Annotated in this window: 15 protein-coding genes; 6 read left to right on the top strand and 9 right to left on the bottom strand. The window is 71.5% G+C overall.

Translation table 11 applies throughout. The annotated features are described in order from the left end of the window. The first annotated feature begins 121 nt into the window (after positions 1-121). Both QK288_RS17750 and QK288_RS17755 read left to right on the top strand, forming a co-directional pair. Positions 122-5,674: a glutamate synthase-related protein gene (locus tag QK288_RS17750; protein WP_281265593.1), complete on the top strand. Its 5,553-nt coding sequence runs from the start codon at positions 122-124 to the stop codon at positions 5,672-5,674. Next, positions 5,671-7,467, top strand: coding sequence for a sulfite reductase subunit alpha (locus QK288_RS17755; protein WP_281265594.1), 1,797 nt, complete (start codon positions 5,671-5,673; stop codon positions 7,465-7,467). The genes QK288_RS17750 and QK288_RS17755 overlap by 4 nt, the downstream gene beginning before the upstream one ends. Before the next feature lie 208 nt (positions 7,468-7,675). Here the strand turns inward: QK288_RS17755 and QK288_RS17760 are convergent, their stop codons facing one another. The 6 genes from QK288_RS17760 to mvk all read right to left on the bottom strand — a co-directional run bounded on the left by QK288_RS17760 (position 7,676) and on the right by mvk (position 13,449). Then, on the bottom strand, positions 7,676-8,032 hold the full coding sequence (locus tag QK288_RS17760) for an ATP-dependent DNA ligase (protein ID WP_281265595.1): 357 nt from the start codon (positions 8,030-8,032) through the stop codon (positions 7,676-7,678). 118 nt (positions 8,033-8,150) lie between these two features. Then, complete coding sequence (locus QK288_RS17765) at positions 8,151-9,305, bottom strand: hydroxymethylglutaryl-CoA synthase (protein ID WP_281265596.1); 1,155 nt, start codon at positions 9,303-9,305, stop codon at positions 8,151-8,153. Further along, complete coding sequence (locus QK288_RS17770) at positions 9,302-10,372, bottom strand: hydroxymethylglutaryl-CoA reductase (RefSeq protein ID WP_281265597.1); 1,071 nt, start codon at positions 10,370-10,372, stop codon at positions 9,302-9,304. The genes QK288_RS17765 and QK288_RS17770 overlap by 4 nt, the downstream gene beginning before the upstream one ends. Positions 10,373-10,382: 10 nt before the next feature. Further along, on the bottom strand, positions 10,383-11,477 hold the full coding sequence (locus QK288_RS17775) for a phosphomevalonate kinase (RefSeq protein ID WP_281265598.1): 1,095 nt from the start codon (positions 11,475-11,477) through the stop codon (positions 10,383-10,385). After that, a complete protein-coding gene (mvaD, locus tag QK288_RS17780) occupies positions 11,474-12,475 on the bottom strand; it encodes a diphosphomevalonate decarboxylase (RefSeq protein ID WP_281265599.1) in 1,002 nt (333 codons plus the stop codon). Before mvaD ends, QK288_RS17775 begins: the two co-directional genes overlap by 4 nt. After that, complete coding sequence (gene mvk, locus QK288_RS17785) at positions 12,472-13,449, bottom strand: mevalonate kinase (protein WP_281265600.1); 978 nt, start codon at positions 13,447-13,449, stop codon at positions 12,472-12,474. The genes mvaD and mvk overlap by 4 nt, the downstream gene beginning before the upstream one ends. 66 nt (positions 13,450-13,515) lie before the next feature. Between mvk and QK288_RS17790 the strand changes: the two genes are divergently transcribed. From QK288_RS17790 to QK288_RS17805, 4 genes are all read left to right on the top strand, one after another. After that, entirely contained in the window at positions 13,516-14,265 is a 750-nt protein-coding gene (locus tag QK288_RS17790) for an alpha/beta hydrolase (protein ID WP_281265601.1), read from the top strand. A 75-nt stretch (positions 14,266-14,340) separates the two neighbouring features. Then, a complete protein-coding gene (locus QK288_RS17795; RefSeq protein WP_281265602.1) occupies positions 14,341-14,790 on the top strand; it encodes a MarR family transcriptional regulator in 450 nt (149 codons plus the stop codon). 38 nt (positions 14,791-14,828) lie between these two features. Further along, positions 14,829-15,251 carry an organic hydroperoxide resistance protein gene (locus QK288_RS17800; RefSeq protein ID WP_281265603.1) on the top strand — a complete coding sequence of 141 codons (423 nt, stop codon included), beginning with the start codon at positions 14,829-14,831 and terminating at the stop codon, positions 15,249-15,251. A gap of 18 nt (positions 15,252-15,269) precedes the next feature. Further along, a complete protein-coding gene (locus tag QK288_RS17805; RefSeq protein ID WP_281267625.1) occupies positions 15,270-16,244 on the top strand; it encodes a zinc-binding dehydrogenase in 975 nt (324 codons plus the stop codon). A gap of 213 nt (positions 16,245-16,457) precedes the next feature. Here QK288_RS17805 and QK288_RS17810 read toward each other — a convergent pair whose 3' ends face one another. From QK288_RS17810 to QK288_RS17820, 3 genes are all read right to left on the bottom strand, one after another. Then, positions 16,458-18,242, bottom strand: a complete 1,785-nt coding sequence (locus tag QK288_RS17810) for a chloride channel protein (RefSeq protein WP_281265604.1) — start codon at positions 18,240-18,242, stop codon at positions 16,458-16,460. An 84-nt stretch (positions 18,243-18,326) separates the two neighbouring features. Further along, a complete protein-coding gene (locus QK288_RS17815; RefSeq protein WP_281265605.1) occupies positions 18,327-18,791 on the bottom strand; it encodes a MarR family transcriptional regulator in 465 nt (154 codons plus the stop codon). Between the two features lie 219 nt (positions 18,792-19,010). Beyond that, on the bottom strand, positions 19,011-19,646 hold the full coding sequence (locus tag QK288_RS17820) for a hypothetical protein (protein ID WP_281265606.1): 636 nt from the start codon (positions 19,644-19,646) through the stop codon (positions 19,011-19,013). Positions 19,647-19,680 lie beyond the last annotated feature (34 nt).

Here is a 19,680-nt window from a genome sequence, read left to right on the forward strand (position 1 = left end):
CGCCTCACCGCACCACGACCCCACAGGGCCCGACCGACACCACCGGTCCGCCCGCGGCGAGCGCTCCACCGTTGCAGCCTCCGTCCGTCCGCTGCCGGCACTCGCTCCTCAGGACCCGCACGTGAACCCCTCCCCCTTCGGTCTGTACGACCCTGCCCGCGAGAACTCCGATTGCGGCGTCGGCTTCATCACCCGTCTCGACGGCACCCCGAGCCACGACGTCATCGTGAAGGGCGACGAAGCGCTCTGTGCGATCCCGCACCGCGGCGGCAAGTCCTCCGAGGGGGTCGGCGACGGTGCCGGCGTCAGCATCGACCTGTCCGTGGAGTTCTTCAGCGCGCTCACCGGCGAGGAGCTCCGCGCCGGGCACTTCGGCGTCGCGAACTGCTTCGTGCCGAGCCAGACCGACGAGCGCGACCGCGCGGTCCGCACCGTCACCGAGCAGATCGAGGAGCAGGGCTTCGAGCTCCTCCTCGTCCGCGACGTCCCGGTGGACCACTCCGTCGCCCGTCCGGAAGCCGAGCAGTACCAGCTGCCCATCGTGCAGTGGGTCTTCCGTGCTCCAGAGGACTGGTCCCGCGACGCCGTCGACGCCGCCGCCAACCGCGCCCTGCTCGCGATCGAGGCGATCTCCTACGGCGAGGCGGCCGAGCAGCACCTCGAGCACGCCGCCCTGTCGCCGCTGTCCCTGAGCGCCCGCACGCAGGTGCTCAAGGGCCGCTTGAACTCCGGCGAGGTCATCGGGTACTTCACCGACCTCCGCGACCCCCGGCACTCCGTCCGGACGCTGTACTTCCACACCCGCTTCTCGACGAACACCGAGCCGCACCCGACGATGGCGCAGCCGTTCCGCCTGATGGCGCACAACGGCGAGCTCAACACCGACCGGAAGAACCGCCTCTCCGACGAGGCGCTCGCCCGAGCACGCACGCGCAGCATCGTCCGTCCACCAGGGCAGTCCGACTCGAGCCGCCTCGACCAGACCCTGCAGAGCCGCGTGTTCGACGACGGCCTGGAGATCGTCGAGGCCGTGGTGTCGCTCATGCCGCCAGCGTGGGAGAACGACCGCACGCTGACGGACGACGTCCGGGCGATGCTCGAGTACTTCTCGCTGTACGAGGAGAAGAACGACGGGCCCGCCGCCGTGATCTTCAGCGACGGCGACGTCGTCGGCGCCCGACTCGACCGCCTGGGACTCCGCCCGCTGCGCACGGTCGAGACGGCCGAGTACCTGATGGTGTCGTCCGAGGCCGGTCAGGTCACGTTCCCGGACGACGAGGTCGTGCACCGTGGCCGCATCGAGGCCGGCGGCATGCTCGTCGTCGACCACCGCACCGGCACGCAGATGCGCACCGGCGAGGTCCTCGAGATGCTCGCCGCCCGCCGCGACTACGGCACGCTGCTCGACGACGCCCGGGTGAACCTGGACGACCTGCCCGCGCCGGACTACGACCGCACCACGAACACCCTCGGCTACGACGGCGACCTGTCGCTGCAGGGCCGCTACGTGGCGTACTCGCTGAACCAGGAGAGCTTCCGGTTCATGCTCGACCCGATGCTGCAGAACGGCTCGGAGCGGATCTCGGCGATGGGCTACGGCAACGCCATCAACGCCCTCAGCGACACCGAGGGCGGCATGGCGAAGTACTTCTCGCAGCGCTTCGCCCAGGTGACGAACCCGCCGCTGGACTCCATCCGCGAGGCCGACGGCATGAGCATGCGCGTCGCCCTGGGAGCCAAGCCGGACGGTACGGGCGCGCAGACCCGGCAGCTCGTCGTGCAGTCCCCGATCCTCGGGCACCTCGACATGGTGCGGCTCCGCGACCAGGACATCGTGCCACTCGAGCGCTTCGACATGCTCTACGTCCCCGTCCTCGGTGACGAGCAGGCCAACGCCGACGCGGTGCGCACCGCGACCGAGCGGCTCGCCGACGCGGTCGTGGCGTTCGCCGAGCAGCGGGGCGGGATCGCGGTGCTGACCGACCGCAGCGTCTCGAGCACCTCCGCCGCGCTCCCCGTGATCCTCGCCGTCGCGGCGGTGAACCAGCGCCTCATCGAGACGGGTCTGCGCCTGCGCGTCTCGGTCGTCGCGGAGAGCGGCCAGCTCCCCTCGTCGCACCACGTGGCGACGGCGCTCGGCTTCGGCGCAGCAGCGGTGTACAGCCTGTCCGCGCGGCTCCGTGCCGAGGAGAAGTACCCGGCAGCCCCGGCACCGGCCGGCGAGCTCACCGCCACCGACCAGGCGCTGAAGCAGTTCAGGAAGGCAGCCGAGAAGGCCCTCGCGAAGACGATGGGCCGAGTGGGGCTCTGCACCGCCGAGAGCTACATCGGTGGCGAGTTCTTCGAACCGAACTACCTCGACACCCGCGACGACCTGTTCGCCCGGGTCTTCCCGCACATGGACGCCCCGGTCGGTGGTGTCGGCTTCGCCCGCATCGCCCAGGCGGCGACGGACTGGCACGAGCGCGCGCGGAGCGTGCAGGGCGACGCCCAGGTCCCGCTCCTCGGGCTCTTCAAGGAACGTTCCGACGGTGCCGGGCACTCGTTCGGCGTCGCGAGCGTGCGCGGCTTCGGCGGCATGACCGAGGAGCGTCCGTCCTTCGAGCGCTCCGGCGACTCGGAAGCGCTCCGGCTCCTGACGCTCGGCCAGCTCGACGACGCGTTCGGGATCTCCGACGCCGCGTACCGGAACACCGGCTACGACCGGCTGAGCGACGCCGAGATCGACGCCTTCCGCACGACTCCTGGCTACCGGACGTTCCTGCAGACCACGCACGAGGAGCGTTCCCGCCGCCCGAGCGCGCTCCGCGACGTGCTCGCGCTCCCCGCCGACGTGACCGGCATCGACACGCCGGAGGACTTCGCCCGCGAGCTCGGCCGGTTCTCGCTGACCGGCAACAGCAGCGTCACGGTGCGCGGTCTGCTCGGCTCACGGGTCGGTGACGGAGGTCCGACGGGAGGCCCGGTGCGGTTCCGTCTGCGGCTCACGTCCGCAGGATCGCAGGGCACCGAGCGCCACACGGCTCTCGCGAGCGGGCTCGCCCTGCTCTTCCCCGGCCAGGTCGACGTCGACGACGTCGACGACACCCAGGTGACGCTCCGCGCCACCGGGTTCGCCGTCGACCTCCTCGCGCTCTTGGAGAGCGCACCGGAGAGCGTCGAACTCGACGACGTCCAGCCTGCACACGAGATCACCAGGACGCTGGCGTCGGGTGCGATGAGCCACGGGGCGCTCGTCGCCACCGCGCACGAGGCGGTCGCGCACGGCACGAACATGGTCGGCGGCATGTCGAACAGCGGTGAGGGCGGCGAGCACCACTCCCGCTACGGCACCATCCGCGGCTCCCGGATCAAGCAGTTCGCCTCCGGTCGCTTCGGCATCTGGGCGGGCTACCTCGCCGACCCCATGCTCGAGGAGCTCGAGATCAAGATCGGCCAGGGTGCCAAGCCCGGCGAAGGCGGCCAGCTGCCGGCGCCGAAGGTCACGGTCGACATCGCCGCTGCCCGTGGTGGCACCCCCGGCGTCGAGCTCATCTCGCCGCCGCCGCACCACGACACGTACTCGATCGAGGACCTCGCGCAACTCATCCACGACTGCAAGGCCGCGCGTGTCCGGGTGATCGTGAAGCTGGTGTCCTCCGAGGGCATCGGCACCATCGCCGTGGGTGTCGCGAAGGCCGGCGCCGACGTCATCAACGTCGCCGGGAACACCGGCGGCACGGGGGCCGCGGCCGTCACGAGCCTGAAGTACGCGGGCCGCTCCGCGGAGATCGGCGTGGCCGAGGTCCACCAGGCCCTCGTCGCGAACGGCCTCCGGCAGAAGGTCACGCTCCGCTGCTCCGGCGCGCACCAGACCGGCAGCGACGTCGTCACGAGCGCGCTCCTCGGCGGCGACAGCTTCGAGTTCGGCACCACCGCGCTGATGATGCTCGGCTGCGTGATGGCGAAGAACTGCAACGTGAAGTGCCCTGCCGGTCTCACCACGAACGCCGAAGCGTTCGAGGGGGACCCCCGCGCGCTCGCGCAGTACCTGCTGAACATCGCGCACGACGTCCGGCAGATCCTCGCCCGCCTCGGCCTGCGCTCCCTGCGCGAGGCGCGCGGTCGTACGGATCTGCTGCAGCTCCTCGACCACCCGGCGAGCGTCGGACGCCTGGACGTGCGGAACCTGCTCGCGCAGGTCCCCGAGAAGGTCGTCACCGACCCTGAGTACCTGGAGAAGGACTTCCGCACCGACGACGCGCTCATCGAGCGGGTCCGCACGGCGCTCCTGACCCACCACGAGCACTCCGTCACCATCGACGGCGTGCTCCTCGGCAACGCCGACAAGTCGGTCGGCGGCCAGTTCGGCATCGACGTCGAGCGGATCCTCAACCACGAGCTCCGCGACGCGTCGTTCGAGGACGTCCCAGCCGTCACCACGGACGACCGCGGTCGCCGGCGCCTGGTCGACGGTGCCGTGACGATCCGCACGAGCGGCTCCGCCGGGCAGTCCTACGGCGTCTTCAACAACGACGGCGTCCTGCTGGAGCACACCGGCACCGCGAACGACGGTGTCGGCAAGAGCCAGAGCGGCGGCCGCATCGTCGTGCGCGCGCCGGGCGGCGGCAGCGCCGAACGCGGTGGAAACGTCCTCATCGGCAACTTCGCGCTGTTCGGCGCCACCGGCGGGCGGACGTTCGTCGAGGGCGAGGCCGGTGACCGGTTCGCCGTCCGGAACTCCGGCGCGACCGCGGTGGTCGAGGGCCTCGGCGACTTCGGCTGCGAGTACATGACGGGCGGCGCGGTGTTCAACCTCGGCGGCTTCGGCAAGGGACTCGGGAACGGCATGTCCGGCGGCTTCCTCTACCAGTACGACCCGTCCGGGCAGGTCACCGAGCGCGCCAGCACCGACTCGCTCCTGGTCTTCCCCGTCACCGACACCGAGCGCGGCGCGTTCCACGAGGACGCGGCACGACTGCTCCTCGCGTGGCACCTCGAGGCGACCGGCTCCGAGCTCGCGAGCCGGCTGCTGGCCGACTGGGACACGACACGCACGCACGTGTTCGTCGGCATGCCCCGCGCGCTCCTGCTCACGCAGGACGCCGAGGCGATCCTGGCGGCCGCGACGAGGAACGAACTGCTCGACGAGCTCGCGACGTCGACCGCGACGGACAAGCTCCGCGCGTTCAAGGTCGACTACCGCGACCGCCGCACCGTGCTCGACGGCCGTGCCCCGGCGCTCGGCGACCAGGGCGACGACATGTTCTCGCTGCTGTCGTCGTACACGGTGCTCGGCGCCGCGCAGGACATCGCGCTCGAGCGGGTCCCCGGCGCGACGGACCCGAACGACCCCCGCATCGCCGAGGCCGTCAAGAACCTCGTCCTGACCGAGGACTTCTTCGTGAAGCAGCGCGTCGTGAAGTACCTGCGCGGCACGCTCGAGAAGTTCGCGGACGACGAGCTCGCCACCCTCATCGCGATCAAGCGACTCGACGACTACAAGCGTGCGCTCACGCAGCGGAACAACCGCAGCATGGACGCACCGGGAACGACCGGCTGGATCATGCACCAGAACGCCAAGAACGACGGACGCGTCCGCGCGGCACGCTTCGACGAGCTGCTCGCCACCGCGGCGCTCGAGGACATCGCCCGCCGCGCTCCCGAGGCCCCTGCCGAGGCGGTGACCGCGTGACCCTGCTGCCCCCGACCGGCTCGCTGATCCCGGTCGACGCCCCGTTCTCCGCTGCCCAGGAGTCCTGGCTCGCCGGGTTCATCGCGGGGATCGCCGCCGCCGGCAAGAAGTCCCAGGCACCGGCGCCGACCACCACGATCGACGTGCTGTTCGGCACCCAGACCGGCAACGCCGAGTTCCTGGCCGACGAGCTCGTCGCCGGTGCGCGTGCCCGCGGACTCGGCGGCCGGACCACGGCGCTCGACGACGTCTCCCCCGAGCAGCTCGCCGGGATGTCGCACGTGCTCGTCGTCACCTCGACGTACGGCGAGGGCGAGATGCCCGACAACGCCGGCCTGTTCTGGGATGCGATCCAGTCCGACGCCACCCCGCGGCTGGAGGGACTGCAGTTCGCCGTCCTCGGCCTCGGCGACAGCGGCTACGACGAGTTCTGCCAGGCCGGCAAGCTCCTCGACACCCGGTTCGAGCAGCTCGGCGCCACCAGGATCAGCGACCGCGTCGACTGCGACGTGGACTTCGAGGACCCCGCGGCCCTCTGGACGGCCGGCGTCCTCGACCGCATCCAGGCCCAGACCGGCGCGGACGGGGCACCGGGCGCGACCTCAGCCGCCGGGGCCGGCGCGACCAGCGACGCGACCGCAGCCGGCGGGGCGGGCGCGAGCCGAGCCTCCAGGCCGGGTTCCCAGTGGAACAAGCGCAACCCGTACCGTGCTCGCCTGGTGGAGAACCGGCTGCTCTCCGACCCGCGCAGCGCGAAGGAGATCCGCCACTACGAGTTCGACCTCGGCGACAGCGGCATCACGTACGCCGCCGGAGACGCACTCGCCGTCGTGCCGCGCAACGACGACGCCCTCGTGTCTGAGCTGCTGGACCACCTCAGCGCCACCGGCGACGAGCGGTTCGACGGTCGGGCCGTCGTCGACGTGCTCCGCGACGACCGGGAGATCCGGACGCCGTCGAAGGACCTCGTCGCGGACCTCGTGCAGCGTGCCCCGGCCAGCGAGCTCGCGGCGGTCGTCGCGCACGGCGACAAGCACGAGCTGGACCGCTGGCTCTGGGGCCGTGACGTGCTCGACCTGCTCCGTGACGCCGGCCCTGCTGCACCCGGGTTGGACGAGCTCCTGCCGTTCCTCCGGCCGCTCCAGGCCCGCCAGTACTCGATCTCGTCGAGCCCGCTCGCGCACCCGGACCGGATCCACCTGACGATCGCCTCCGTCCGGTACGGCGACGTGAACCGACGGCACTCCGGCGTCGCGTCCACGCACCTGGCCGACCGGGTGGCGGTCGGCGACGAGGTCGGCGTGTACCTGCAGCCGAACGCCGCGTTTAGCGTCCCCGCCGACGACGCCGCACCGCTCATCATGGTCGGCCCCGGCACCGGCATCGCGCCGTTCCGCGGGTTCCTCCACGAGCGGGCCGCCAGCGGCGCCACCGGGCGCAACTGGCTGTTCTTCGGCGACCAGCACCGCGACACCGACTTCGTGTACCGGGACGAGCTCACGGCGCTGCAGGAGCAGGGCGTCCTCACCCGCATGGACCTGGCGTTCTCGCGCGACCAGGCAGAGAAGGTCTACGTGCAGACCCGGATGCGCGAGCAGTCCAGGCAGCTCTACGCGTGGCTCGAGGACGGTGCGACGTTCACCGTGTGCGGCGACGCGTCACGGATGGCGAAGGACGTCGAGACGGCCCTGCTGCAGGTCATCGCGACCGAACGCGGCAAGGGCGACGACGACGCTGCCGAGTACCTCGCCGACCTGCGTCGCGCGAAGCGGTACGTCCGCGACGTGTACTGAGCGGGGCCGCCGTCCCGGCCTTCGGAACCCGAATCCTCGGGCGGGACGGCGACCCCGACCGCCCGGCGCCTGCGGGGAGCCCCCTGATCCGGGTCTCCCCCGTCGTCACGGCACCCTGAGCCGACGACGACGGGAACATCGAGCGGTTCCTGCACCGTACTGGGGTTCACCTGTGGGTGGTACCCGTTGACTCGTACCGATCGGAATGCTAAGCGTCCCCGGGGACCACGGCACGCGACCACGGCGAGTCGTCGCCCGACGCGGTGTCCGGCGGCTCCGGGGTGAGCACCAGCCCGGACCCGGAGGACGCCGAGGTGTACAGCTCCTCGAGCCACGACCGGTTGATGGACGGCGCCCGGCTGCCGGCGAACTTGAAGTGGAGGCTGGCGTTCGGGTGCAGCCAGATGCTCGACCGGCCGTCGCCGTGCAGTGCGTCGTCCTTCCACGAGAACACGAAGCGGTGGTCACGCCGGAGCATGTTCACGATGACGACCTGCAGGTGCGTGAGGGCACGGTCGTCGACGTGCAGGTCGAGCGTCTCGCCCGCGTAGATCAGTTGGCCCATGGGTCTGTCTACACCGTGGGCCGGACGGGTGGCGCCGCCGGCTCGCCGAGACACCGCCGAGTCACCGAGACGGCGCCGGTTTCGGCGGCGTCTCGGCGGGTCGGCGGTGTCTCGGCGGTCAGTTGCGCACCTCGTAGTGGCGCGCGCCGCCGAGCACGCCGGCGAACCGGAACGGGGCAGTGGTCACGCGCGGACGCTCGACGTCGTCGCTGGTCGCGGCACCCGTCGCGTGCAGGGCCCGGTACTCCGCCAGCGTCAGCGGCACCCGGGCAGCGAGCGCCGCAGGGACGGAGCCGTCACGGCGGTGCTGCCGGTACTCGGGGCGGACGACGCCGGTCAGCATCTCGCCGACGCTGCCGGAGCCGTAGCTGAACATGCCGATCCGCTTGCCCGCCAGGTCGTCGTCGAGGTCGAGGAGGGCGGCGAGCGCGATCCAGAGCGAGGCCGTGTACGTGTTGCCGACCTGCTTGTTGTACGTGAAGCCCGTCACCAGTTCGGACTCGTCGAACTCCGTGCCGACGTGCTGCGTGAGCTTCCGGTGCGCCTTGAGCGCCATCTTCGTGAACGGCTGGTGGTGCACGAACCGGTCGATGTCCTCGATCGCCGGGCCACCCCGCGCCGCCAGGTCGTCCCAGGCGCCGATGAAGGCGTCCACGTAGGCACTGACCGACAGACGGCCGTCGACCAGGGCGGTCGAGCGGTCGTTCGGACGCCAGAAGTCGTCGACGTCGGCGGTGAACACCCCGGACAGCGGCTCGATCTCGATCAGGTCGGGGTCGGCGGCGACGAGCATCGCGACCGCGCCTGCGCCCTGCGTGGGCTCGGCGGCGGTGTCGACGTCGTAGCGGGCGACGTCCGCGGCGATCACGAGCACACGCTCGCGGGGGTCCCGCGCGACGATGCCGAGTGCGAGCTGCAGCGCGGCGGTCCCGCCGTAGCAGGCCTGCTTCAGCTCGACCACGCGGGCGTTCGTCGGGAGCCCGAGCAGTCCGTGCACGAACACCCCGGCGGCCTTCGACTGGTCGATGCCGGACTCCGTCGCGAACAGCACCGTGCGGATGCCCTCCGAACCGTGCCGGTCGACGACCTGCTTCGCAGCGGCTGCCCCCATCGTGACGATGTCCTCGTCCGGAGCGGGCACGCTGAAGGCGTCCTGGCCGATGCCGACGTGGTACTTCGCCGGGTCCACGCCGAGCTGCACTGCGAGGTCGTCGAGTTCGAGCACGTGGTGCCCGGTCGCGACCGCGATGTCGTGGATGCCGATGCCGGTCATGCCGTCTCTTCTCTCCGAGCAGTACCCCGCTCCATGGCGACGTGGGCCGCCATGAGCTCACCGGGGTTGGTCTGTGCGGCGAGCAGGGAGAGCTCGCCGCAGAGGACGGTCGCGGCGCAGAGGCCGGCGAGCCGTCGGGCGTTCGCGCCGGGTTCGCGGTCCTCGCGGCAGCCGAGGCGCACCAGGGCGTCCTCGACCACGGGCAGGTCGTTGCCCTTGCCGTTGCCGACCGTCCCGACGATGAGGTGCGGCAGCGAGCACGAGAAGTACAGGTCGTCGCCACGGGCCTCGGCGAACGTGATGCCCTGGGAGCCCTCGACGATGTTCGCGGCGTCCTGTCCCGTCGCCAGGTAGAACCCGAGGAGCATGTTCGCGTAGTGGGCGTTGGCGGAGCGCAGGGCACCCGCGATCGTGGAGCCGACCAGGTTCTTCGCCGTGTTCAGCTCGACGATCCGCTCGGTCGAGGACTTCAGGAACCGCTCGACGACCATGCCTGGCAGGACGATCTCGGCGATCGTGTTCCGCCCGCGCCCACGGATGCCGTTCACCGCCGTCGCCTTCTTGTCGGAGCAGAAGTTGCCGGAGATCGACACGTAGGACAGCTCGGGGTGCCAGCCGAGGATCGTCGGCAGCAGCGTGTCGGCAGCCTGCGTGACCATGTTGTGGCCGGAGGCGTCACCCGTGGTGAACGCGAAGCGCAGGAAGAGCAGGTCCCCGACGATCTCCGGGTGCACCTCGATGAGCTTCGCGAAGCGGCTCTGCCCGGTGACGACCGCCTCGAGTTCCGGCTGCCGCGCGAGGATCTGTCCGGCCGCGATGTGTGCGGCGGCGGCGCTCGTGGCACGCACGACGACGGAGCGGGTCATGCGCTCGTCGACGACGGTCGCGACGATGCCGCCCTCGACCATGCGCGAGATCCGGGCCCCGCGGCCGACGGACGGCCACAGCGGCGACTCGTACGTCGCGAGGGGTACCTCGTGCTCCCCCTCGACGGCGTTGCCGCTCACCCGGAGCGGACCGACCCAGCGTGTGGGGATCGGGGTCTGCGTGATGGTCTTGTCGCTCATTCGACGGTGCTCATTCGATCGGGCCTTCCGGGGGTTGCACGGCGATGGTGAGGTGCCGGATGTCGTGCGCCTCCCACTCGCGGAGGATCCCGGCGGTGTCGCTCTCCGCAGTGTCGCTCGTCGTGGGGACGAGGGCGATGCCGCAGTCGCCGCCGCCGGCTCCTGACGGCTTCGCCGCCCCGCCGGCACGCTCGACGACGTCGCACAGGGTGGTCAGGCGCTCGGTCTCGATGCTGGACCCCACGGAGTCGCCGAGGCGCTGCATCAGGCCGCGCGCGCGCCGCAGGGCGTCCAGCGTGCGCGCGGCGTCGCCGGTCTGGAGGCCCGTGGTCAGGTCGTCCACGCAGGCCCGGCTGTCGTCGAGGAACGCCTGGTACCCGCCGTTCCGGTGCCGCCGCACCACGCCCACGAGCTTCGTGGTGGACGCCGGCGAACCGGTCCAGCCGACGAGCAGGCGCAGGTTCTCGGGAGCAGGCAGGCGCTGGACGTCGAAGCCGTCCCAGGCTTCCGCGTCGTGCAGGATGTCCGACACGGTGCGGGCGTCGAGCTGCGATGCCAGACGTTCGCGGTCCGGGGCGCTGTAGCGGAGCCACCCGCCGAACGTGCTGGCGGCCAGGTCCCCGCCGGACGCGCGGGGGTTCACCCGGATGGTCGCGAGCAGGGCGACCTGGAAGCGCTGACGCTGCGAGAGCCCCAGGCCGTAGAACCGGTCGAGGGCGCCGACCGTGGCGACGGTCACGGCTGCGGACGAGCCGAGTCCGAACTTCCGGCCGCTGGCGTCGTCGAGCTGACTGGAGATGCGGAGGTCGTGGAACCGCGGTTCGATGCCGAGCTCCCCGCGGAGCTTCTCGACGAGGTCGATCGTCGCCATCACGTAGTCGTACGGGTGGTGTTCCCGGTCCAGCGCGATGCCGTCCTCGGCGCGGGTCCACGTCAGCGGCAGGTGCCCGTACTCCTCCGAGTGCACGCTGCCGGCACCGTGCCCCTCGGCGACACGGGCCGTGATGGCGCGGTCGAGGGCGATGATGACGGAGGGCTGCCCCGGCTCGACGACGGCGTACTCCCCCGCGACGAACAGCTTGCCGTGGGCACGGAACTCGATCACTCGGCGGACTCCTTCTGGTCGGGGTGGCTCCCCGTTCCTTCGGAGCGGACGACGTGAGCGGCTGGTCCGGTGCCGGACTCGATGACGTCGCCGAAGCCCGCGAGCGCACCGGCGACGGCACCGCGGTCCTCCGGCTTCGTGAGCACGACGACGTTCGGCCCGGCGTCGGCCGTGGCGTACGCCTCGGTGCCGGCGGCGCGGAGCTCGGCGACGGCGTCGAACACGGCGACGCTGCGGGCGTTGAGGTAGCGGATCGGGGGGAACGAGCCCTCGATCGTCGCGTGCATCCGGAGCGCGTTGCTCTCGGTGAGCTCGCCGACCCGGGTGAAGTCCCCGGCGGCGCATGCGTCGAGCATGTCACCGACCGTCTCCGTCGTCGACGTCACCCATGCCGGGTAGAACGGCGACGTCGCGATCGTCCGGCGCATCGCCTCGCGCGAACCGATCTCCTTCGGCCCGGCGTCGATCGTCACGACGACCATCGCCATCGGCGGCGCCGGGATCGTCTCCGCGTACGACCCCTGGTCGTCGCCGGCGTGCCAGACCGACACGCCTCCGGGGATCGAGCGCGTCGCCGATCCCGATCCACGGCGCGCGAGGCGGGACAGGTCACGCTCGGACAGGTCGAGGCCGTACGCGGCGGCGGCTGCGGTGGCGAGCGCGGCGAAGCCGGACGCGCTCGACGCCAGGCCGGCACCGGTCGGGACCTCGTTCGTCGACTCGACGAGCGCGCGCGCATCGCTGCCCGCCAGCTGCCGGACGATCTCGAGGAAGCGCTGGACGCGCGTCAACGCCCCGTCGTCGGCGACGTGACCGTTCAGGACGAACGCATCACGAGCCTCCTTCCCGTCCACCAGCGTGACCGTGGTGGTCGTCGGGAAGACGTCGAGGCCCATCGAGACGCTGCCCGTCGCGGGCAGCGCGAGGTCGGCGTCCGCCTTGCCCCAGTACTTCACGAGTGCGATGTTGGGGTGCGCGACGGCGGTGGCAGTGCTCAAGCGCGGTCTCCGATCCGAGTGGTCCAGGTGGCGGCGGCGCCGCTGCCGCGGAGCGCGACCGCGATGCGGTCCGCGTGCTCGCCGTCCGCGGCGAGTGCGAGGACGCAACCACCCCGCCCACCGCCGGTGAGCTTCGCGCCGAGGGCGTCCGCGCTGCGCGCGGCGCCGACGAGCCGGTCGAGGTCATCACTCGACACGTCGAGCGTGGTGAGCAGTTCGTGCGCGGCGTCCATCGTGGCACCGAGTGCCTGTGCGTCGCCATCCCCCAGTGTCCCCCGGGCTCGTCGCGACAGCTCGCCGATCTGGCCGATGACCGCGTCCACCGCTCCGGGATCGCGGTCGTGCCGCTCGCGGACCGCCGTCACGGCCTCGCGCGTGTGGCCGGGCACGCCCGTGTCGGCGATCACGAAGACGAACTCACCGGTCACCTCGACCGGCTCGATGCGGCCCCCCTCGAACCACACCGGGACGTCCGCGACGACACCTCGCGCGTCGAGCCCGGACGGTCGGCCGTGGGCGACGCGCTCGCACTCCTGGATGAGTTCGTGGTGCGTCTCCGGGTCGAGGACGACGCCGAGGGCATCGGCCACCGCTGCGGTCACGGCGGCGGCGACCGCGGCGCTCGACCCCATGCCCCGGGCCGTCGGGACGTCGCTGTCCACCCGGACGTGAAACTGCTGCCCGGTCTCGCCGAGGTGTCGCAGCGTGGCGGTCACGGCCGTCACGGTCGGCATGACGGCGGCCGGAGCGAGGTCCAGGGGGCCGGTGTGCACCGCTGACTCGAGGTGGTGTCCGGTGCCGCGCGGGATCGGCGTCACGGTCGCCGTGACCAGCACGTCGTTCGCCGGCAGCACGAGCGCGGGTGCGCCGTAGACCACGGCGTGCTCGCCGATCAGGATCGTCTTGCCGTGGGACGACGACGATCCGACTCGAGGCGTCGTTGTTCGTGCTGTGGCTGGGTGGTTGCTGGTCATCGTTGGTGTGGCCAGCCTAATCGTGGTTCGTGTCATTCCGCTCAGCGACGGCCCTACGCTGATCCGGTGGACGACTTCGAGACCGGCACGCACGACATCGACGGTGTCCCCGTGTGGTTCCGCACGCGAGCCGGTTCGGGGCCGTCCGCACCGAAGCTCGTCTTCCTGCACGGCGGCGTCTCGGACGGTCGGGTGTTCGACCCGATCCTCGCTCACCTCGACCCGTCGTTCGCGGTCTGGACGTACGACCGACGTGGGCACGGACGGACGCCGGACACCGACGAGCCGCTCGGCTTCGCCTCGATGGTGTCCGAAGCGGCGACCCTCGTCGACGACCGCATCGGAGGCCCCGTCCACGTGGTCGGGCACAGCGACGGTGCGAACACCGCACTGCTGCTCGCGATCGCACGACCGGACCTGGTCGCGTCGGTCTCGGCGTTCTCCGGCAACCTCGACCCGTCCGGGTACCAGCCGGGTTCGGTCACGGCCGAGGAGCTCGACGAGGCGATCGGGGACGACTGGGCGGCGATCGCCCCGGAGGACCGCTCGTACTTCCCGGTCATCGCCGCGAAGACCGTCGAGCTGTGGTCGACCGAGCCCCGCATGACCGCCGAGGACGTCGCACGGATCACGGCCCCGGTGCTCGTCGCCGCCGGGGAGAACGACGTCGTCCGGCCGGAGCACACACGGGCGATCCACGAGGCGATCCCGGGCTCCCGGCTCGTGATCGTGCCCGACACCGGCCACATGCTGGTCGAGGACCAGGCCGCGACGTGCGCCACGCTGATCGAGGAGACGGTCGCCCGCGGATCGTGACGGTGACGGGGCGCCGCGGTGCGCCGTCGCATCGGTAAGGTTGTGCACAACTCGGTTGCGTGCAATGCTTGGGGCATGCCGGTGACCGACGAGATGGTGTGCTTCTCGCTCTACGCGGCGACCCGGGCGACGACCCAGGCGTACCGCACGATGCTCGAGCCGTGGGGCCTGACGTACCCGCAGTACCTCGTCCTCGTGACCCTCTGGGTGGAGGGCGACCAGACCGTCTCGACCCTCGGCGACCACCTGCAGCTCGACTCCGGCACACTGTCGCCGCTGCTCCGTCGCATGGAGCAGTCCGACCTGGTGCGTCGTGAGCGCCGCAGCGCCGACGAACGGGTCGTCACGGTGACGATCGGCGACCGCGGCCGTGCCCTCCGCCCCGAGCTCGCCGACATCCCCGCACGCATCGCCCGCGGCACCGGGCTCCCCGACGAGCAGTCCGCCGCCGACCTCATCCACACGCTGCAGCGCCTCACCGAGACGATGCACGCCGCGGCCGCGCAGCCCGCCGGGCGCCCCTGAGTGCCCGCCCCAGTCCCCCACGAAGGAAGGAACACCACATGGAAGCCCTCTACACCGCCGAGGCCCTCTCCACCGGCGCCGGCCGTGACGGCCGCGTCGCCACCAGCGACGGCTCGTTCGAGCTCGACCTGGCCATCCCGAAGGAGATGGGCGGCTCCGGCAACGGCACCAACCCCGAGCAGCTCTTCGCCGCCGGCTACGCCGCGTGCTTCCACTCCGCGCTGCAGGGCGTCGCCCGCGCCAAGAAGGTGAAGATCGACGAGTCCTCCGTCGGTGGCCGCGTCCAGATCGGCCCGAACGGCAACGGCGGCTACCAGCTCGCCGTCCTGCTCGAGGTCGTCCTGCCCGGCATCGAGCACGACGAAGCCCAGGCCCTCGCGGACGCCGCACACCAGGTGTGCCCGTACTCGAACGCGACGCGCGGCAACATCGACGTCACGATCACCGTCTCGGAGGACTAGTCCATGACCGACACCACCATGCGCGCCGTCGTCCACGACACCTTCGCCGAACCCGCCGAGGTCCTCCACGTCGAGGAGCGTCCGGTCCCCACGCCCGGCCCCGGCGAGGTCCTCGTCCGCACGGTCCTCTCCCCGATCCACAACCACGACCTCTGGACCGTCCGCGGCACCTACGGTTTCAAGCCCGAGCTGCCCGCTGCATCCGGCACCGAGGCCCTCGGCGTCGTCGAAGCCCTCGGCGACGGCGTGACGAACCTGCAGGTCGGCCAGCGCGTCGCCGGCGGCGCGTTCGGCGTCTGGGCGGAGTACTACACCGCCAAGGCCGCCGGGCTCGTCCCGGTGCCCGACGCGATGACGGACGAAGCCGCGGCACAGCTCGTCTCGATGCCGTTCAGCGCGATCAGCCTGCTGCACTCCCTCGACCTGCACGAGGGTGACTGGCTCATCCAGAACGCCGCGAACGGTGCCGTCGGCCGCATGGTCGCGCAGCTCGGCAAGGCACGCGGGATCAACGTCATCGGTCTGGTGCGTCGCGCCGCCGGTGTCGAAGAGCTCCGTGCACAGGGCATCGAGCGCATCGTCGCCACGGACGCAGATGATTGGAAGGACCAGGTCACCGCGATCACCGGTGGCGCTCCGATCGTCGCGGGCGTCGAGTCGGTCGGCGGCAAGGCCGCCGGAGACATCGCGTCCGTGCTCGGCGAGGACGCGACGCTCGTCGTCTTCGGCGCGATGGCGTCGCCGACGCTCGAGATCCCGTCGGGCAAGGTCATCTTCGGCCAGCTCACCGTCAAGGGCTTCTGGGGCAGCGTGGTCTCGCGGACGATGCCCGCCGAGACGAAGCAGCAGCTCTTCGGCGAGCTCATCACGCGGGTGCTCGACGGCTCGCTGACGCTCCCCGTCGCGGAGACCTTCGCGTTCGAGGACGTCCAGGACGCGGTCCGCGCGTCGGACACCGCCGGCCGGGTCGGCAAGGTCCTGTTGCGCCCGTAACACGGCAACAGGACGGACGGGCGCGCCCCGCTTGGCGGCAATGCGAAGCGTTGTGCGGGGCGCGCCGACCGAGCCTGCGAGGGAGGGGTGCCAGCTGACACCGTGCCTCCCGTCCGTCGTCTGGTCGCGTTCCGTCCCATCGCGCTCGCAGTGGAAAGCCGGATCGCGCGTAGGTGACCGGAACATCTGGCCTCCTACGCGCGATTCGTCTTCCTACGCGCGATTCATCCGACTGTCGGGCACCAGGGCGCGCAGCGCGTCCGACGCTCCGAGCCAGCCGACCGGCCGCCCGGCTCCGTCGACCACCGGCAGCCCCACCGTCTCGGTGGCGTCGACGACATCGGTGACGACGGCCTCGAGCGCGGAGTCCGCGGGGACCGCGCGGACGTCGGCGACCACGTCGACGACCGAGCGCGAGGCGAAGCCGACGTCCTTCAGCACGGCGTCGCCGACGGACCTCGCGGAGACCACCCCGGCGAACTGCCCGTCGACGCCGACGACCACGACCGGATGACCGCCGGAACCCTCCAGCACCTCGAGCGCCTGCGCGGCGGTCGCCTCGGTCGTCAGCACGTCGCCGAGCGGCCGCGCCGACGACCCGGCCGTCGTCCCCGAAGGCCGAGGAGGCTCCACCGCCGAGTCCGTCAGGTCCACCCCGCGACGACTGAGCTTGAGCGTGTAGATCGTGTCGCGTGAGAGCACCCGCGACACGGCGGTGGCGATCACGATCGCGACGAACACGGGCAGGATCAGCGCGTAGTCACCGGTCAGCTCGAACAGCATGATGCCGGCCGTGATCGGCGCACGGGTCGATCCGGCGAAGACCGCAGCCATGCCGACCACGGCGAAGGCCGCCACCTGCCCCCGCATCGACGGATCGACCATCGCGACCACTTCGCCGAAGGCGGCTCCCGTCATCGCGCCGACGAAGAGCGACGGCGCGAACACGCCTCCCGACCCGCCGATGCCGAGGGTCAGTGACGTTGCCAGCACCTTCCCGATCACGAGCACCGCCAGGAACCCGATCGCGTACTCGCCGCCGACGCCCCGCTCGAGCACCGGGTAGCCGACGCCGTACATCTGCGGCAGGACGAGGAGCAGGAGCCCGAGCAGCAGGCCGCCAGCGACCGGCCGGAGCCACTCCGGCCCCTTCGTGGCCCGCCAGAGCACGTCGCAGAGGTCCTCGACGAGGTACAGCACCCGCGCGAAGCCGATGCCGATCGCGCCCGCGAGGAGCCCGAGCAGCGCGAAGAGCAGGTACTCAGGCGGGGTGATGGACCCGATCGCGGGCAGGTGCAGGAACGCGGTGTCGCCGAACGCCGCACGGCCGATGAGCGCTGCCGTGACGCTCGCGATGACGACGGCGCCGAACGAGGTCGGCGTGAAGTCGCAGAGGAGGAGCTCGAGCGCGAAGAAGACCCCGGCGACGGGGGCGTTGAACGTCGCCGAGATCCCACCGGCCGCCCCGCACGCCACGAGCGTCCGCAGCCGGACCTCTGGCATCCGCATCCAGCGGCCGATCGTGGAACCGAGCGCCGAGCCGATCTGGATGATCGGCCCCTCACGACCCACCGAACCGCCGGCCCCGATGCAGATCGCGCTCGCGACGGCCTTCACGACCGCGACACTCCCCCGGATCCTGCCGCCGTTCCGGGCGACGGCGAACATCACCTCGGGGACGCCGTGGCCGCGCGCCTCACGGGCGAAGCGCTGGATCAGCGGCCCGTAGAGCAGACCGCCGACGGCCGGCGCGAGGACGACGAAGCCGGCCCCGAGCCACGGCACCCACTGGTTCGCGGGATTCCCGTGCGTGGCGGAGTAGTCGGCGTGGCCGCTGAAGACCCACGTGGCGTGCTCGATGAGCCATCGGAAGACGACGGCAGCCACGCCGGCCCCGGCTCCGACGACGAGGGCGGGAAACGCGAGCCGGACGGCGGCACCGCCGAAGCGCGTTCCGGCGCGGTGGAGGTGTGGGCGGGTGACGGCGTGTGTGGACACGGTCCTCCAGAGTGAGTTGCATGGACACAATGATTGTACTCATGCAATGAACCTGGACCCGCTCCGCGGTTCCGGGACGCCTCGTCAGCCGCCGAACGCCGAGATCTCCTCCGGCAGTGGCTCCCCCATCGCCCGTCGGAGCGCGCCCATGCCCGCGACGACCGCGTCACGGTCGCCCTCTGGGATCCGCGCCAGGATCGCCGCGAGCTCCTGACGACGCCGCTCGCTCACCTCGTCGACCAGCTCCCTGCCCCGGTCGGTCGCGACGACGAGGACCTCTCGTCGGTTCTCCTCGCTCGATCGACGTTCGACCCAGCCGCCCGCGACCAGACGGTCGACGTTCCTGGTCAACGTCGACGGACCGACCGCCAATCGTTCGGCAAGATCACCGGCGCGGGTCGGACCGAGTGTCGACACGAGGACGATCAGTCGGAACTGCGGGACGGTGACGTCCTCGAGCGCCGGCGCCAGGGACCGGACCACCACGCCGAGCAGTCCCCGTGACGCGGCGAGGAGCTCGTCGGTACCCCTGGGCGCGGTGTCAGCCATGACCCCATCTTCGCAGGCCGCCTGCGGTGGAGACCGCGTGCGCCACGAACGCGCGGAGCCGACCTCCTCGAGGGTGCGACCCCCGCCCTCCGGGACCACCTTCCAGATGGACAGCAGGGCCAGGAAACCGACGACCGCGAGCCCGAGGGAGGGATGCCGGCTGGCACCGTGCCTCCCGTCCATCACCGGTCACGCTCCCTCGCGTCGGCCGGGTTCCCCTCAGGACGTCAGTGGCATCGGGTGGATCGGCAAGCGCCACCGCGTGGTGCGGTGCAGGATCCCGGAACCGGCGTCACCCTCCCACTGCAGCGAGCCGGGCTGGGTCGTGGTGCCGAGGAAGACGACCTCGCACAGACGGACGGTACGGCCGCGCCGGAGGTCCGAGGCGTTCTGCACCGACGGACAGAGGCGGTCGAACGCCGGATCGCCGACCGGCAAGGACTCTTCGCTCGCTGCCGCCCAGTCCGGGGAGACACCGAACTTGCCACTGTGGTTGCGCTCGTGGAGCACCCAGTGCCGGGACGAGAACACCGGAGTGTCGTCGAGGGTGCCGCCGACGAGCCGCACCGAGCCGCGGGCGATGTACGCCCGCGTGGACTCGTCGAGGTCGATGCCCAGCGACCGTGCTCGCTTCCGCTCGACCTCGTGGAACGAGTCGATCTGCACCGACACCCGAGCGTGCTGCCCGGCGACGTCCACGTCGACCGACTGCCCGAGCGAGGCCGAGGTCGACCGGTCGAGGACGATCCCGCCGACGACCACGATCGGCAGCAGGACCAGCGCCGTGACGCCGACCACGGTCCGGATCCTGTCGAAGACCCGCCGACGGGCCGCTCGGGGCGTCTCGGTCACCATGTTCCGATGGTGCCATGCGTGACGAACGGACGAA

The organism is Curtobacterium sp. 9128 (assembly GCF_900086645.1).
Taxonomy (GTDB): Bacteria; Actinomycetota; Actinomycetes; order Actinomycetales; family Microbacteriaceae; genus Curtobacterium.